The following is a 14606-nucleotide window of genomic DNA, read 5'->3' as shown; positions in this document are numbered from 1 at the left end:
GGGTAACAAGAGGCGCATGACACGGGAGAGAGGGATCTTCCGCTGGCCGGTCCTCCGGCAGCTGAGGGGCGAGGATCCCCGGAGCGACGCGGCGCGGTCGGCGCGGACCGACGCGCTCCGCCCCCGTGTCGAGCAGGCGGACAAGGTCGCGCGGTCGGTGTGCCCGTTCTGCGCGGTCGGCTGCGGCCAGCTGGTCTACGCCAAGGACGGCCGGGTCACCCAGATCGAGGGCGACCCCGACTCCCCCATCTCCCGGGGGCGTCTGTGCCCCAAGGGCTCGGCCAGCAAGCAGCTCGTCAACCGCCCCGACCGGCAGAGGACGGTGCTCTACCGGCGCCCGCACGGCACGGAGTGGGAGCCACTCGATCTCGGCACCGCGATGGACATGATCGCCGACCGGGTGGTCCGCACCCGGCGGGAGACCTGGCAGCAGGAGGAGGACGGCAAGGTCGTCCGGCGCACCCTGGGCATCGCCAGCCTGGGCGGAGCGACGCTGGACAACGAAGAGAACTACCTGATGAAGAAGCTCTACACCGCCCTCGGCGCCGTACAGGTGGAGAACCAGGCCCGTATTTGACACTCCTCCACCATCCCCGGTCTGGGGATCAGCTTCGGGCGTGGCGGCGCCACGGACTTCCAGCAGGATCTGGCCGAGTCCGACTGCATCGTCATCCAGGGCTCCAACATGGCCGAGTGCCACCCGGTGGGCTTCCAGTGGGTGATGGAGGCCAAGGCCCGGGGGGCGAAGGTCTTCCACATCGACCCGCGCTTCACGCGGACCAGCGCGCTCGCCGACCGGTACCTGCCGATCCGCGCGGGCACCGACATCGTGCTGCTCGGCGCGCTGATCAACCACGTGCTGACGAACGGGCTCGACTTCCGCGAGTACGTCCTGGCCTACACCAACGCCTCGACGATCGTCTCGGCGGACTTCCGGGACACCGAGGACCTCGACGGGCTGTTCTCCGGCTACGACGCCGAGGGACACAAGTACGACCCGTCGAGCTGGGCCTACGAGGGCGCGGAGGAGGAGGCCGCGGCCGGGGAGCGCCCGGAGCAGCTTGAGGGCGGGGCCCAGCACGCCGAGGCGGCCGGCCCGCACGAGTACGGCTCGGGTGGCCCCGCCATGCTGGCCACGCCGTCCACCGACCCGACGCTGAACCACCCGCGCTGCGTCTACCAGATCCTCAAGCGGCACTTCTCCCGCTACACCCCGGAGACGGTGGCCGAGGTGTGCGGCATCGAGCCGGAGGCGTTCGCCGAGCTGGCCGAGGCGATCACCGCCAACTCCGGCCGGGAGCGCACCACCGCCTGGGTGTACTCGGTCGGCTGGACCCAGCACTCGGTGGGCGCGCAGTACATCCGCGCGGGCGCCATCCTGCAACTGCTGCTCGGCAACGTGGGACGGCCCGGCGGCGGCATCCTGGCGCTGCGCGGCCACGCCAGCATCCAGGGCTCCTCCGACATCCCGACGCTGTTCAACATCCTGCCCGGCTACCTGCCGATGCCGCACGCCCACCGGCACGAGGACCTCGACGGCTACGTCGCCGCCGCGGGCGCCGACACCGGGTTCTGGGGCAGGAAGCGCTCCTACATGGTGAGCCTGCTCAAGGCGTGGTGGGGCGACGCGGCCACCCCGGACAACGACTTCCGCTTCGACCACCTGCCGCGCCTCACCGGCGACCACGGCCACTACACGACCGTGCTGGGACAGATCGACGGCACCGTCAAGGGCTACTTCGTGGTCGGCGAGAACCCCGCGGTCGGCTCCTCCGGCGGAAAGCTCCAGCGGCTCGGGCTCGCCAACCTCGACTGGCTGGTGGTGCGCGACCTGCGGCTCGTGGAGACCGCCACCTTCTGGAAGGACGGCCCGGAGCTGGAGACCGGGGAGATGCGCACCGAGGACATCGGCACCGAGGTGTTCTTCATGCCCGCCGCCAGCCACGTCGAGAAGGAAGGCACCTTCACCAACACCCAGCGGCTGCTGCAGTGGCGTGAGAAGGCGGTCGACCCGCCGGGCGACGCCCGCAGCGACCTGTGGTTCTACCACCACCTCGCCAAGCGGATCAGGCAGCGTTTGTCCGACGACGACATCGACCTGCCGCTGCGCGAGCTGACCTGGGACTACCCCGAGCACGGCGAGCACGCCGAGCCGTCGGCCGAGGCGGTGCTGCGCGAGATCAACGGCACCGGCCCCGATGGACGGGCCCTGTCGGCCTACACCGAGCTGGAGCCGGACGGCTCCACCCGGTGCGGCTGCTGGATCTACTGCGGCGTCTACGCCGACGAGGTCAACCAGGCCGCCCGCCGCAAGTCACGCCACGAGCAGGACCGGATCGCCCGGGAATGGGGCTGGGCCTGGCCGGCCAACCGGCGCATCCTGTACAATCGCGCCTCCGCCGACCCCGAGGGCCGTCCGTGGAGCGAGCGCAAGAAGCTCGTCTGGTGGGACGAGGACAAGGGCGAGTGGACCGGCCTCGACGTGCCGGACTTCGAGAAGGACAAGCCACCGCACTACCTGCCCCCGGACGAGGCCACGGCCGAGGACGCCATCTCCGGCAGCGCGCCGTTCATCATGCAGGCCGACGGCAAGGGCTGGCTGTACGCCCCGGCGGGCATGGCCGACGGGCCGATGCCCACGCACTACGAGCCGCACGAGTCGCCCGTGCCCAACGCGCTGTACGGCCGGCGGGCCAACCCCTGCCGGAAGGTCTACGACCGCCCGGAGGTGGTCTACAACCCGGCGGAGTCGTCGCGCTTCCCGTACGTGCTGACGACCTACCGGCTGACCGAGCACCACACGGCGGGCGGCATGAGCCGGACGCTTCCCTACCTCGCCGAGCTCCAGCCGGAGCTGTTCTGCGAGGTGTCGCCCCGGCTGGCCGAGGAGATCGGCCTGGTCAACGGCGGCTGGGCGACGATCGTGACGTCGCGCGCCGCGATCGAGGCCCGCGTCCTGGTGACCGGCCGGATCCGCCCGCTGCGGCTCGACGGCCGCCGGATCGAGCAGGTCGGCCTGCCGTACCACTGGGGCTGGGGCGGCGGCGTGGTGACCGGCGACGTGACCAACGACCTGATGCCCGTGGTGCTCGACCCGAACGTCTACATCCAGGAGGGCAAGGCCGCGACCTGCGACATCCGGCCCGGCCGGCGTCCCAGGGGACCTGCTCTGCTCGAACTGATGGAGGAGTACCGCCGTGGCTGAGCGGGTGGGGTTCTTCACCGACACGAGCGTCTGCATCGGATGCAAGGCGTGCGAGGTGGCGTGCAAGGAGTGGAACGACGTCCCCGACGACGGGTTCGTCTTCCGCGCGACCTCCTACGACAACACCGGCGGCCTCGGTGCGAGCACCTGGCGGCACGTGGCGTTCATCGAGCAGCGCGTCCCCGCCCCTGCGTCCGCCCCCGCGTCCGCCCCCGCGTCCGCCCCCGCCTCCGCTCCCGGGGACGGCGGGTCCGGCGGGCCGTCCGGGGCCGGGGAGCCGCCCGCCGACTCGGTGGGTCCCGGCGTCGAGACCGGCCCGGACGGCGAACGGCCCGGCGCCGTGGCCGGCGGGCCGGTGGACCGCTGGCTGATGGCCTCCGACGTATGCAAGCACTGCACGCACGCCGCCTGCCTGGACGTCTGCCCCACCGGCGCGCTGTTCCGCACCGAGTTCGAAACGGTGGTGGTGCAGGCCGACGTGTGCAACGGCTGCGGGTACTGCGTGCCGGCCTGCCCCTATGGCGTGATCGACCGCCGGGAGGACGACGGCCGGGCGTTCAAGTGCACGATGTGCTACGACCGGCTGCGCGGCGGCCTGGAACCGGCCTGCGCCAAGGCGTGCCCGACCGAGTCCATCCAGTTCGGCCCGCTGGACGAGCTGCTCGCCCGCGCCGAGGAGCGGGTGACGGAGCTCCACGGGCAGGGCAGGACCGAGGCCCGGCTGTACGGCGCCGACCCCACCGACGGCGTGGGCGGCGACGGCGCGTTCTTCCTGCTGATGGACGAGCCGGAGGTGTACGGCCTGCCGCCCGACCCGGTGGTCACCACCCGCGACCTGCCCGCGATGTGGGGCTGGGCCGCGGGCGCGGCGCTGTCCATGGCCGGCGTCATGGCCGCGGCGTTCCTGCGGGGAAAGCGGTGAGGCGGCGTCCGGAGCCGCTGGTTCCCGGGACCGTTCGGGTGGTCGCCGGGAGTGTGCCGCCGGTTCCCGGAACCGTTCCGGTGGGAACGCGCGACACGACGGACGCGACCGGTGCCCCGCGGCCCGGCGGAAGGGGAACGCGGTGGTGAGGCGCGAGGACGCGATGGTGCCCGAGGCCGAGTTCCGGTCCTACTACGGGCAGCCGGTGATCAAGGCCCCGGTCTGGCATGTGCCCCACATGCCGCTCTACCTCTACCTCGGCGGGCTGTCCGGCGGGGCGTCGCTGATGTCGGCCGCGGCCCGGCTCGCCGGGCACGACCGGCTCGGGCTCACCGCCCGCGTCACCGCCGCCGCCGGGGCCGTCCTCGGCGCGGGCTTCCTGGTCGCCGAACTCGGCAGGCCCGAGCGGTTCCTCAACATGCTGCGGATCTTCAAGCCCACCTCGCCGATGAGCGTGGGCTCCTGGGTCCTGGCCGCGCACAGCGGGCTGACCGCGCTCGCCACCGCCTCGGCGGTGACGTCCGCCGCGCCCGCCTCGGTCGTCGCGGCCCGGTTGCCCCGGAGGGTCGCCGCCCTGCTGCCCGCCGCCGGGGACGCCGCGGCCATGGTCACCGCCCTGACCGGCCCGCTGATGGCGACCTACACGGCCGTGCTCGTCGCCGACACCGCCGTGCCGGCCTGGCACGAGGCGCACCGGGAGCTGCCGTTCCTGTTCGCCGGGAGCGCCCTGGCCAGCGCGGGCGCCGTGGGCATGCTGGCCACCCCCCGCGCCCAGGCGGGCCCGGCCCGCGTCGCCGCCGCGGCCGGGGCGGCCGTCGAGCTGGCCGCGGGCGCGGTGATCGAACGCCGGCTCGGCCTGGTCGGTGAGCCGTACCGGGAGGGGAAGTCCGGCCGCCTGATGCGGGCCGCCCGCGCCCTCACCGCCGGCGGCGGCCTGCTCGCCGCGGTCGCCGGCCGCAGCCGCACGCTGACCGTGCTGTCCGGCCTCGCGCTGACCGGCGGGGCCCTGTGCACCCGGTTCGGCGTCCTGGAGGCCGGCCGGGCCTCGGCCGCCGACCCGAAGTACACCGTGGTGCCCCAGCGTCAGCGCCTGGAGTCGGGCGACCGCGCCTCCACCCCGGCCCCGTCCCGCTCCTGGCCTTAGACCCCCGCCGGGGCGGGTCAGCGCAGCCGCAGGGCCGTGCCGTCGAAGGGGAGGAGCTCACCGACGACCGGCGCGCCGGGCACCTCGCCCGCCACCAGCAGGCCGCCGGAGGTCTGGGCGTCGGCCAGCAGCAGCACGTCCTCCTCAGCCACGGTTCCGGTGTCCAGGTGCGGCTCCACCCAGGCGAGGTTGCGGCGGGTGCCGCCGCTGACGTGACCGTCGCGTACGGCCTCGCGGGCGCCCTCCAGGTACGGCACGGCCGCCGCGTCCACCACGGCCGTGAGGCCGCTCGCCCTGGCCAGCTTGTACAGGTGACCGAGCAGGCCGAAGCCGGTCACGTCGGTGGCGCATCGGGCGCCCGCGGCGAGCGCCGCCCGGGAGGCGTCCCGGTTGAGGGTGGTCATCGTGGCGACGGCCTGGGGGAAGACCTCGCCGGTGGCCTTGTGCCGGGTGTTGAGCACCCCGACGCCGAGCGGCTTGGTCAGCGACAGCGGCAGCCCGGCCCGGCCCGCGTCGATGCGCAGCAGCCGCTCCGGGTCGGCCAGGCCGGTGACGGCCATGCCGTACTTCGGCTCGGGGTCGTCCACGCTGTGGCCGCCCGCGACGTGGCAGCCCGCGGCGCGGGCCACGTCCAGGCCGCCGCGCAGCACCTCCTTCGCCAGGTCCATCGGCAGCCGCTCGCGGGGCCAGCCGAGGAGGTTGACCGCGACGAGCGGCTCGCCGCCCACCGCGTAGACGTCGGACAGGGCGTTGGCCGCGGCGATCCGTCCCCAGTCGTAGGGGTCGTCCACCACGGGCGTGAAGAAGTCGGCGGTGGCGACCACGGCCCGGCCGCCCTCGATCCTGACGACGGCGGCGTCGTCGCCGTCGTCCAGGCCCACGACCAGCTCACCCAGCGGCGCGGGCCCACCGTCGGCGGACCCGCCCTTCCCGGCCGCGCCCTCCGCCGGCCGCCGCACGAGGCCCGCCACGACGGCCTCCAGCTCCCCGGGCGGGATCTTGCAGGCGCATCCGCCGCCGTGCGCGTACTGCGTCAGCCGGACCCGCTCCGATGGGCCCGCCCCGAAGCCGGGTTCCGCCGTCATGCCCGTCATGCCGCGTCCTCTCGGGTACCCGTGACGCGCCGGTCCGGCGCGCGGCCCTCTCCTACCCGGCTCACCGTACGCCCATACTGAGGCGCGGGTGAGCATGGATTCCAGCTCGGACATGTCGGTCTCGGCGACCTCGGTGTCGAAGCGGACGAGTTGGTCGTCGGGCAAGGACGCACGGATCTCCCGGATGGTCCGCAACGGGTGCGCGTCATCCGAGCGAACAGGGGGCGACATGCCATACGCCGGGCACATCATCCCTCCTTCCCCGCCTGAAGTTCACGCCTCCATATTCGTATCGGACCTCGAAAGAGGAACAGACCCCATGGTGACCTCCCTGGCCACCTCGGTATCGGCGGAATCCACGGCACCGGCACCACCCGCCTGGCCAACCGCATCGATACGGGACTCCATGCGACCGGCCCGGCGGTGATCCACGTCGGTAGCCTGGCCGAATGAGCCACCGAACTCGGGCAACCCAGGTTGCGAATAGGCGGTATACCCTCCTAGGAAGCTTGCTCCTATCTCGCTAGGAAGGTTCCTCCTAATGGAGTAGGATCGCGTCATGGCCGAGGTCCTTCCTCCACACATGCGACAGCTCGCCGAGGTGGCGACGATCGTGGCAGCTGCGGGCGCCACGGCTGACTGGCTGTACCACCTCAAGAGCGACATGTGCGCGTTGCGTGTGATCAAGGACGGCGTCATCTCGGTTCCCGTCATGATCCCTGCCGACCCGGACCGCGACCCGGAGCTTTTCCGCGAAGCCCTCAAGCGTCTGGAAGCGGTCGTGGAAAGGATGAGCCGATGAACGAGACGATCATGTATGTCGTCACCTTCGAGCACGGAAGGTGGGTGTCGCGCTGCCCTACCGGGGAGGTGGAAGGAGTCGGAGTGGCGGCCTCCTTGTCTCAGCTGGAGCGCGACCTGACGGAGATCCATGCCTGGGCGTGGCCCGAAAGCACTCCCGGCGTGGAGTTCACCTTCGATCTTCCAGAGGAGGTGGCAGAGGTGGTGGCGGAATACAGCCGTGAGAAGGAACTGGCCGAAGCTCATGCCAAGCGCGCCGCGGAACTGGCCGTCAGGGCCGCGAAGGTGCTGACGAGCCATTGGTCGGAGCCGGATACGGCACGCGTCATGGGCCTGTCCAAGCAGCGCGTCCACCAGTTGAAGGTAAGCGCCTGACGGTGAACCGCGCCGGGTTCTGTGGAGACTCTGGTTCGCGCCGCGGTGAGTGTGTCGCAGGCACGGCTCTCTTCTTTTCCCGTCGGTACAAGGCCGACTCAGACGAGGTGTCCGTATTGCGGGTGGAAGCTCAAAATCTCCTCGCACCGCTGTCAGCCGAGGCGGCCTTCCCTGATCGCCGTGGTGAGGGCGGACCAGGCGTCGGGGGTGAGGACGAGGGCCGGGCCGGTGCGGTCCTTGGTGTCGCGGACGGCACGGCGCCCACCCGAGAGGGTGGCGACCTCGACGCAATTGCTTCCGTCGCCGCCGGACAGGCTGGACTTGCGCCACCGGGCGGTGGAGAGCTCGCGGGTCAGGTCGTCCATCTGCGCATCATCTCCTTGATGAGGCCGAGTGACTCTCTCCGGGACAGGGCGTCCGCTCTGATCACGCCATGTCTGCATATTAAGCTTTTTACCTCTTCTGACCTATCGCTCACCCGATCCTCGGTGCTCAGGGAGTCGATGTAGGCCACCGGCGGAGCCTCGCCCGGCATCTCCGCGACGACGAAGCTGCCCAGCAGCCCGACGGTGCCGTAGGCCACGTAGGGCAGCACCTGCAGCGAGACGCGAGGGCTCTCCGCCAGTTCCAGCAGCCGCCGCATCTGCTCCACCATCACCTCGGGGCCGCCCACGGGGCGGTGCAGGACGCCTTCGTCCAGCACCACCCACATCATCTGCGGACCCGGCCGGTCGAGGAGGCGCTGCCGGTCGAGCCGGGCCGCCAGGCGCTCCTCCGCCTGGTCGGAGGTGGTGCCGGGCTCGTTGGCGATCAGTGCCCGTGCGTAGCCCTCGACCTGGAACAGACCGGGAACCATCGCCAGCTCCCAGACATGCAGCGACTCGGCCTCGGACTCGAAGTCGAGCCAGGGGCGGAACCACCGGGCATCTGGTCGGCCTCCCTGTTCAGCCGGTCGAGCAGGTCGGTCAGCTCCCTGCCCCGACCGAGGACGGAGTCCGCCTTGCGAGCGAAGTCGAGGCCGGGGGCGCGGCGGCCGTTCTCGATCATGCTGACCTGGCTGAGGGTGTGTGCCGTACCCGACGTATCTGTCGTCATCACGATCCGTCGGTCGCGTGCAGGACGAAGGCCAGTACATCGGCGAGCAATGCCTGCTCCTGGTCGCTGGTCGAGCCTGCGCCGTGCCAGCCGTGCTCCTCGACGCGCAGCAGCACCGGCCGGTCGGAAGCCGTGGCCGCCTGAAGTCGGGCGGCCAGCTTCGCCGGCTGCCACGGCGGCACCCGCGCGTCGCGCAGGCCGGCGGTCAGCAGCACCGCCGGGTACGGCACGCCGTCCCGGACCCGCAGGCAGGCATCGATGATCAGCAGGGCGCGCAGGCCCTCCTCGGTGGTGACGCTGCCGAACTCGGGCACGTTGACCGGCCCGCTGTCGGTGAACTCGTTGCGCGTGGCGTTCACCGTCGGCACGTGCATCACCATGGCCGCCCACAGATCGGGGCGGCGCACCAGCGCACCGCCGGTGGGGATGCCGCCGCTGCTGGCGCCCTCGGCGGCCAGCCGGCCCGGACGGGTGTAGCCGAGGGCGATGAGATGCCCGGCGCAGTCGATGAAGTCCGTGATGGTGGCCTCCTTGCGCTCACCGCGCCCGGCCTCGTGCCATTCGCGGCCGTAGGCGCCGCCGCCGCGCAGGTGCGCGACGGCGTAGACGCCGCCGCGCTCGTACCAGGCGAGCATCTCGGGACGGAACTCCGGCCAGTCGGTCATCCCGTGGGAGCCGTAGCCGGTGAGCACGGCCGGGTTGTCGCCGTCCAGCTCCAGGTCCTTGCGGTGGATGACCGTGAGCGGGATCGGCGTCCCGTCCCGCGCGGGCACGTGCAGGGTGCGGACGTGCACGCCGCCGAAGTCCACCGGTGAGCGGGGCGCCAGCCCGGTGTCCCGCAGGCAGTGGCCGTCGTAGCGGTAGAGCCGTGGCGCGTCGGTCCAGCCGGCCATCAGCAGCAGGGCCTCGGGCCGCGTCGGGTGGGTGGTCCACTCCACGACGGTGCCGTCCACCGGCATCACCAGGTCGGCGGGTTCGCCGCCGGACAGGGGCACATGCCGTACCCGGCTGACGCCGCCGTCGAGATCGCGCACCAGCAGCCGGTCGCCTGCCACCCGCACCGATTCCACCACCCGCTCACCCGCGGGCACGATGACCCGGGCCCGGGACAGATCGGGTGCGGCGAGCGGAACGGCCAGCACGCGCGAGCGCGGCGCGTCCCGATGGGAGACCAGGTAGAGGGTGTCGTGGCCGGTGGCGAAGGCGGTCACGCCGTCATCTGCGCCCGCGACCAGCCGCCACGGGCAGGCGGCCGGGTCGGCCAGCCCGGTCCGCGGCGCGACGTACATCGTGCAGTCGCTCAGCTGCTCACCGGTCCAGGGCCAGGGGCTGAGCGCGCCGTGGGAGACGATCGCCAGCATCCACTCGCCGTGTGGCGGCACCACCAGGAAGGGCCGGTCGGGCGGGGTCAGCTCGACATGGGGATTGAGCCCGCGGGCCAGCACCACCGTGTCCCGCGCCGGGTCGTCGCCCAGCCGATGCAGGAAGGAGCGGCTGTCCAAGCGGTGCCGCTCCGCGTAGCGGTGATAGACGAACGACCGGTTGTCCTCCAGCCAGCTCAGGAAGGCGAAACGCGTCGTGGGCGGGATCGTCTCCCGCAGGGCTCCGGAGTCGGCGTCGATCACGTGGATGGAGCCGTCCTCCGACCCGGAGGCGGAGACGGCGCAGGCGACGTGGCGGCCGTCGGGGGAGGGGACGTACCAGTCGATGGCGTGGTGCCCGTCGCCGGGCACCGTGCCGGGGTCGAACAGGACCCTGCTCGCTCCGCCGGTCTCGGTCACCGTCAGCACCGGCACGCGGGCGTCCGGCTCGCGGATCAGGGCGAAGACCCTGCCGGCCGCCATCGCGAGACCGGAGTAGCGCGTGAGCGCACCGCCCAGTTCGCGGATCCGGGCCAGCAGGCCGGCGCGGTGCGGCAGGGCGTCCAGGTGCTCACGGGCGTGCCCGGCCTGGCCGTCCAGCCAGCGGTGGAACTCCCCGTCTTCGGCTTCCATCCACCGGTAGGGGTCTTCGAGGGTGATGCCGTGGAGGGTCTCGCGCATGACGTCCACCCGGGCGATCGGGGGTTCGGTGATGTCGCTCATAGGCGCATGATCGTATGCCGGAGATCCGATGACGTGCCGGACATTGATCAAGCGTCCCTCCGCCACCTGGCCTGTGACGGCCGACACGGCTCATCTCCTCCCGGCACATCTCGGTTCCCGCCATGATCCGTGCCGACCCGGATCGCGACCCGGAGCTCTTCCGCGAAGCCCTCAAGCGTCTGGAAGCGGTCGTGGAAAGGATGAGCCGATGAACGAGACGATCACGTATGTCGTCACCTTCGAGCACGGAAGGTGGGTGTCGCGCTGCCCTGGCGGGGAGGTTGAAGGAGTCGGAGTGGCGGCCTCCTCGTCTCAGCTGGAGCGCGACCTGGCGGAGATCCACGCCTGGGCGTGGCCCGAAAGCACCCCCGGCGGGGAGTTCACCTTCGACTGAACCGCGCCGGGTTCTGTGGAGACTCTGGTCTGCCGAGCGGGGCAGCGGTTCATCAAGGAGTACGTGACCGCAGGCCGTACCGGCAGGGCGGATGAGGTTCCCTTCCGGTCCGGCTCTATTTTCGTTACGTGGACCCACGAAGGCACGTGCCGCGTACCGACACCGTTCTCGCCGACCCGCGGCTCGCCGCGGCGGAGCGCAGGCTCGGGCGGGCGGTGGTCAAGGAGGCCGTCACCGAGGCCCAGCGGCGGGTACGGCAGGGCGGCCTCGCCCCCGCCGAGGTGGCCGACGCCGCCGTGGCGGCGCTGCCCCGGTACGCCGCCGGTCTCCGGCCGGTGCTCAACCTGACCGGTGTCCTGGTCCACACGAACCTGGGCCGGGCTCCCCTGTCGCAGGCCGCAGTGGAGGCGGTCACCGCGGCGGCGGGCTGCACCGACGTGGAGTTCGACCTGGCCGCCGGGGGTCGCGCCCGCCGCGGACGGGGCGCGCTGGAGGCGCTCGCGCGGGCGGTGCCCGCGGCCGAGGCCGTCCACGTGGTCAACAACAACGCCGCCGCGCTCGTGCTGGCGGCCACCGCGCTCGCCGCCGGGCGGGAGATCGTGGTCAGCCGGGGCGAGCTGGTGGAGATCGGGGACGGCTTCCGCATCCCGGATCTGCTGGTGTCCACCGGGGTGAGGCTGCGCGAGGTGGGCACCACCAACCGCACCTCCTACGCCGACTACCGGGACGCCGTGGGGCCGGAGACGGGGTTCGTCCTGAAGATCCACCCGTCGAACTACCGGATCGAGGGGTTCACCGGGTCGGTGGAGGCGTCCGCCCTCACCGGGCTGGGCGTGCCCGTCGTGGCCGACATCGGCTCCGGCCTGCTGTCCCGGGAACCGCTGTTGCCCGGCGAGCCCGACGCGGCGGGCGCGCTGCGGGCCGGGGCCGACCTGGTCACCGCCAGCGGCGACAAGCTGCTCGGCGGGCCGCAGGCGGGCCTGCTGCTCGGCCGCCGCGACCTGGTCGAACGGTGCCGGCGTCACCCGCTGGCCCGCGCGCTGCGGGTGGACAAGCTGACGCTGGCCGCGCTGGAGGCCACGCTGCGCGGCCCCGAGACCCCCGTCCACCGGGCGCTGCACGCCGATCCGGCGGTCCTGCGGGAGCGGGCCGAGGCGCTCGCCGTACGGCTGGCCGCGGCCGGGACGGACGCGCGGGCGGTGCCGAGCGAGGCGACCGTGGGGGGCGGTGGGGCGCCCGGCGTGACGCTGCCCAGCGCCGCGGTGAGCCTGCCCGCGGGGCTCGCCGTACCGTTGCGGACCGGTGAGCCGCCGGTCGTCGGGCGGATCGAGGGCGGCAGGCTCCTGCTCGACCTGCGGGCCGCCCCGCCGGAGGCGGACGACGAGGTGGCGCGGGCGGTGCTCCGGGCCGTCGCATCCGTGGGGGCGGACGACTCCGGGGGTGGCTCCGCGGATCGGGAGGCGGGCGGTCTCCGGGACGGCGGGGCGAACGGTTCCGGGGCCGGGCGCGGGGGGAGACGCTGATGCACGTCGTGGCCACGGCCGGGCACGTCGACCACGGCAAGTCCACGCTGGTGCGGGCCCTCACCGGGATGGAGCCCGACCGGCTGGAGGAGGAGCGGCGGCGGGGCCTGACGATCGAGCTGGGCTACGCCTGGACGGCCCTGCCCTCGGGGGAGCGGCTGGCCTTCGTCGACGTGCCCGGCCACGAGCGCTTCCTGGCCACGATGCTGGCCGGGGTCGGCTCCGCGCCCGCCGTCATGTTCGTGGTCGCCGCCGACGAGGGCTGGATGCCGCAGTCGGAGGAGCACCTGACCGCGGTCGAGGCCCTCGGCGTACGGCACGGCCTGCTCGTGGTGACCCGCGCCGACCTCGCCGACCCCGCCCCGGCCATGGAGGCGGCCCGCACGCGCCTGGCGGCCGGCGGGCTCGCCGGGATCGAGGCGCTGGCGGTGAGCGGACGCACCGGACAGGGGCTCGACGAGCTGCGCGGGGCGCTGGACCGGCTGGTGGCGGGCCTGCCCGCGCCCGATCCCGGGGCGCCGGTGCGGCTGTGGATCGACCGGGCGTTCAGCGTCCACGGCAGCGGCACGGTCGTGACGGGGACGCTGCCCGACGGCCGGATCGCCGCGGGCGACGAGCTGGAGCTGCCCGGCGGGCCGGTGCGGGTCCGGGCGCTGGAGTCCCTGAAGGAGTCGCTGCCCGCGGTGATCGGCGTGGCGCGGGTGGCGCTCAACCTGCGCGGCCGGGCCGTGCCCGAGCGGGGGCAGGCCCTGGTCACGCCGGGCGCGTGGACCGCCACCGACCTGGTCGACGTGCGGCTCTCCCCGGTCGGCACGGCCGGCCGGGGCGCGGGACCGGGCGTGCCGGACGTCCGGGGAACAGAACCGGGGACGGGTTCGGGCGCGCCGGGGGCCCGGGGAGCGGCCACGAGGCCGGAGGAGCCCGGCGCGCCGGTGGAGCGCCTGCCGGGCCGGTTGACCGCGCACATCGGGTCGGCGGCCGTGGTGTGCTCGGTGCGCCCGCTCGGCGGCCGTGTCGTACGGCTGCGCCTGGCCAGGCCGCTGCCGCTGCACGTGGGCGACGTGCTGCTGCTGCGTGACCCGGGCCGCGAGCGTGGCGAGGTGCGGGTGCTGGCGGGGGCGACGGTGCTGGACGTGCGGCCGCCGTCGGTGAGCCGCCGGGGCGCGGCCCGCGAGCGCGCGGCGGAGCTGTCCGGGGCCGTGCCCGGCGCGGCGGCCCTGCTGCGGACCCACCGGATGCTGCGCGCCGGCGAGCTGCGGGCGATGGGCTGCCCGCCCGCGGACGAGCCGGTGTGCGGGGACTGGCACGTCGACCCGGAGCACTGGGCGGGGCTGGCGGCGCGGCTTCCCGAGGCGGTGCGACGATACGCGGCCGGACATCCGCTGGAGCCGGGCATGCCGGTCGAGGCCGCCAGGCACGTGCTGGGGTTGCCCGACCGGCGGCTGGTGGCGGCGCTCGTCCGGCCGCCGCTCTCCGTCGCCGACGGGCGGATCTCCGGTGGACGGCCCGCGCTGCCCGCCCCGGTGGCCCGCGCGGTCGCCCGGCTGGGCGCGGAGCTGTCCGCGCGCCCCTTCCTGGCGCCGGAGGCCGGACGGTTGGCGGAGCTGGGGCTGGGGTCCCGGGAGCTGGCGGCGGCGGTGGCGGCGGGAGCGCTGCTGCGGGTGGCCGACGGGATCGTGCTGCTGCCCGGCGCGGACGTCCGGGCGGCGCGGGCGCTGGCCCGTCTGCCGCAGCCGTTCACGGTCAGCCAGGCCCGGCAGGCCCTGGGCACCAGCCGCCGGGTCGCGGTGCCGCTGCTGGAGCACCTCGACCGCCGGGGGCTGACCGAGCGGGACGGTGACCACCGGCGATGCCGCCTCCCGGCACCCGGCGCCGTGCCCCCGGACCGGAACGGTGCCGTACCTCGAACCCGCCCGTGACCTCACTCCCGGGCCGGCCCGGCGCCGTGCCCCCGGACCGGAACGGCTTC

12 protein-coding genes are annotated in these 14606 nt (G+C 73.6%); 8 read left to right on the top strand and 4 right to left on the bottom strand.

Annotated features, from left to right (window positions below; translation table 11 throughout):
* The first annotated feature begins 16 nt into the window (after positions 1-16).
* From fdh to nrfD, 3 genes are all read left to right on the top strand, one after another.
* Entirely contained in the window at positions 17-3205 is a 3189-nt protein-coding gene (gene fdh, locus ACFYSC_RS33850; RefSeq protein ID WP_389969709.1) for a formate dehydrogenase, read from the top strand.
* The gene (locus tag ACFYSC_RS33845) at positions 3198-4127 is read left to right on the top strand and encodes a 4Fe-4S dicluster domain-containing protein (protein WP_389969707.1); all 930 of its coding nucleotides are present in this window, start codon (positions 3198-3200) and stop codon (positions 4125-4127) included. The genes fdh and ACFYSC_RS33845 overlap by 8 nt, the downstream gene beginning before the upstream one ends.
* A gap of 142 nt (positions 4128-4269) precedes the next feature.
* On the top strand, positions 4270-5271 hold the full coding sequence (gene nrfD, locus ACFYSC_RS33840; protein WP_389969705.1) for an NrfD/PsrC family molybdoenzyme membrane anchor subunit: 1002 nt from the start codon (positions 4270-4272) through the stop codon (positions 5269-5271).
* A 17-nt stretch (positions 5272-5288) separates the two neighbouring features.
* On the opposite strand, the gene selD is transcribed toward nrfD, so the two are convergent.
* On the bottom strand, positions 5289-6356 hold the full coding sequence (selD, locus tag ACFYSC_RS33835; RefSeq protein ID WP_389969755.1) for a selenide, water dikinase SelD: 1068 nt from the start codon (positions 6354-6356) through the stop codon (positions 5289-5291).
* Positions 6357-6924: 568 nt separating this feature from the next.
* On the opposite strand from selD, the gene ACFYSC_RS33830 reads away from it, so the two are divergent.
* Complete coding sequence (locus ACFYSC_RS33830; protein ID WP_204046931.1) at positions 6925-7167, top strand: hypothetical protein; 243 nt, start codon at positions 6925-6927, stop codon at positions 7165-7167.
* On the top strand, positions 7164-7541 hold the full coding sequence (locus ACFYSC_RS33825; RefSeq protein ID WP_389969703.1) for a hypothetical protein: 378 nt from the start codon (positions 7164-7166) through the stop codon (positions 7539-7541). Before ACFYSC_RS33830 ends, ACFYSC_RS33825 begins: the two co-directional genes overlap by 4 nt.
* Before the next feature lie 152 nt (positions 7542-7693).
* On the opposite strand, the gene ACFYSC_RS33820 is transcribed toward ACFYSC_RS33825, so the two are convergent.
* The 3 genes from ACFYSC_RS33820 to ACFYSC_RS33810 are packed head-to-tail and all read right to left on the bottom strand — an operon-like array spanning position 7694 to position 10720.
* Complete coding sequence (locus ACFYSC_RS33820; RefSeq protein ID WP_389969701.1) at positions 7694-7906, bottom strand: DUF397 domain-containing protein; 213 nt, start codon at positions 7904-7906, stop codon at positions 7694-7696.
* On the bottom strand, positions 7894-8676 hold the full coding sequence (locus tag ACFYSC_RS33815) for a DUF5753 domain-containing protein (RefSeq protein WP_389969699.1): 783 nt from the start codon (positions 8674-8676) through the stop codon (positions 7894-7896). The genes ACFYSC_RS33820 and ACFYSC_RS33815 overlap by 13 nt, the downstream gene beginning before the upstream one ends.
* Positions 8636-10720, bottom strand: a complete 2085-nt coding sequence (locus ACFYSC_RS33810; RefSeq protein ID WP_389969697.1) for a prolyl oligopeptidase family serine peptidase — start codon at positions 10718-10720, stop codon at positions 8636-8638. Before ACFYSC_RS33810 ends, ACFYSC_RS33815 begins: the two co-directional genes overlap by 41 nt.
* Before the next feature lie 208 nt (positions 10721-10928).
* Here ACFYSC_RS33810 and ACFYSC_RS33805 point away from each other — a divergent pair, with 208 nt between their 5' ends.
* From ACFYSC_RS33805 to ACFYSC_RS33795, 3 genes are all read left to right on the top strand, one after another.
* Positions 10929-11114 (top strand): hypothetical protein, encoded by a 186-nt coding sequence (locus ACFYSC_RS33805; RefSeq protein ID WP_389969695.1) that lies wholly within the window; start codon positions 10929-10931, stop codon positions 11112-11114.
* A 128-nt stretch (positions 11115-11242) separates the two neighbouring features.
* Positions 11243-12637 (top strand): L-seryl-tRNA(Sec) selenium transferase, encoded by a 1395-nt coding sequence (gene selA, locus ACFYSC_RS33800; protein WP_389969693.1) that lies wholly within the window; start codon positions 11243-11245, stop codon positions 12635-12637.
* Positions 12637-14556 carry a SelB C-terminal domain-containing protein gene (locus tag ACFYSC_RS33795; protein WP_389969691.1) on the top strand — a complete coding sequence of 640 codons (1920 nt, stop codon included), beginning with the start codon at positions 12637-12639 and terminating at the stop codon, positions 14554-14556. Before selA ends, ACFYSC_RS33795 begins: the two co-directional genes overlap by 1 nt.
* Positions 14557-14606: the final 50 nt, after the last annotated feature.

The sequence above is a fragment of the Streptosporangium sp. NPDC004379 genome (genome assembly GCF_042873875.1).
GTDB lineage: Bacteria > Actinomycetota > Actinomycetes > Streptosporangiales > Streptosporangiaceae > Streptosporangium.
This window is presented reverse-complemented; position numbering and strand designations above follow the sequence as displayed.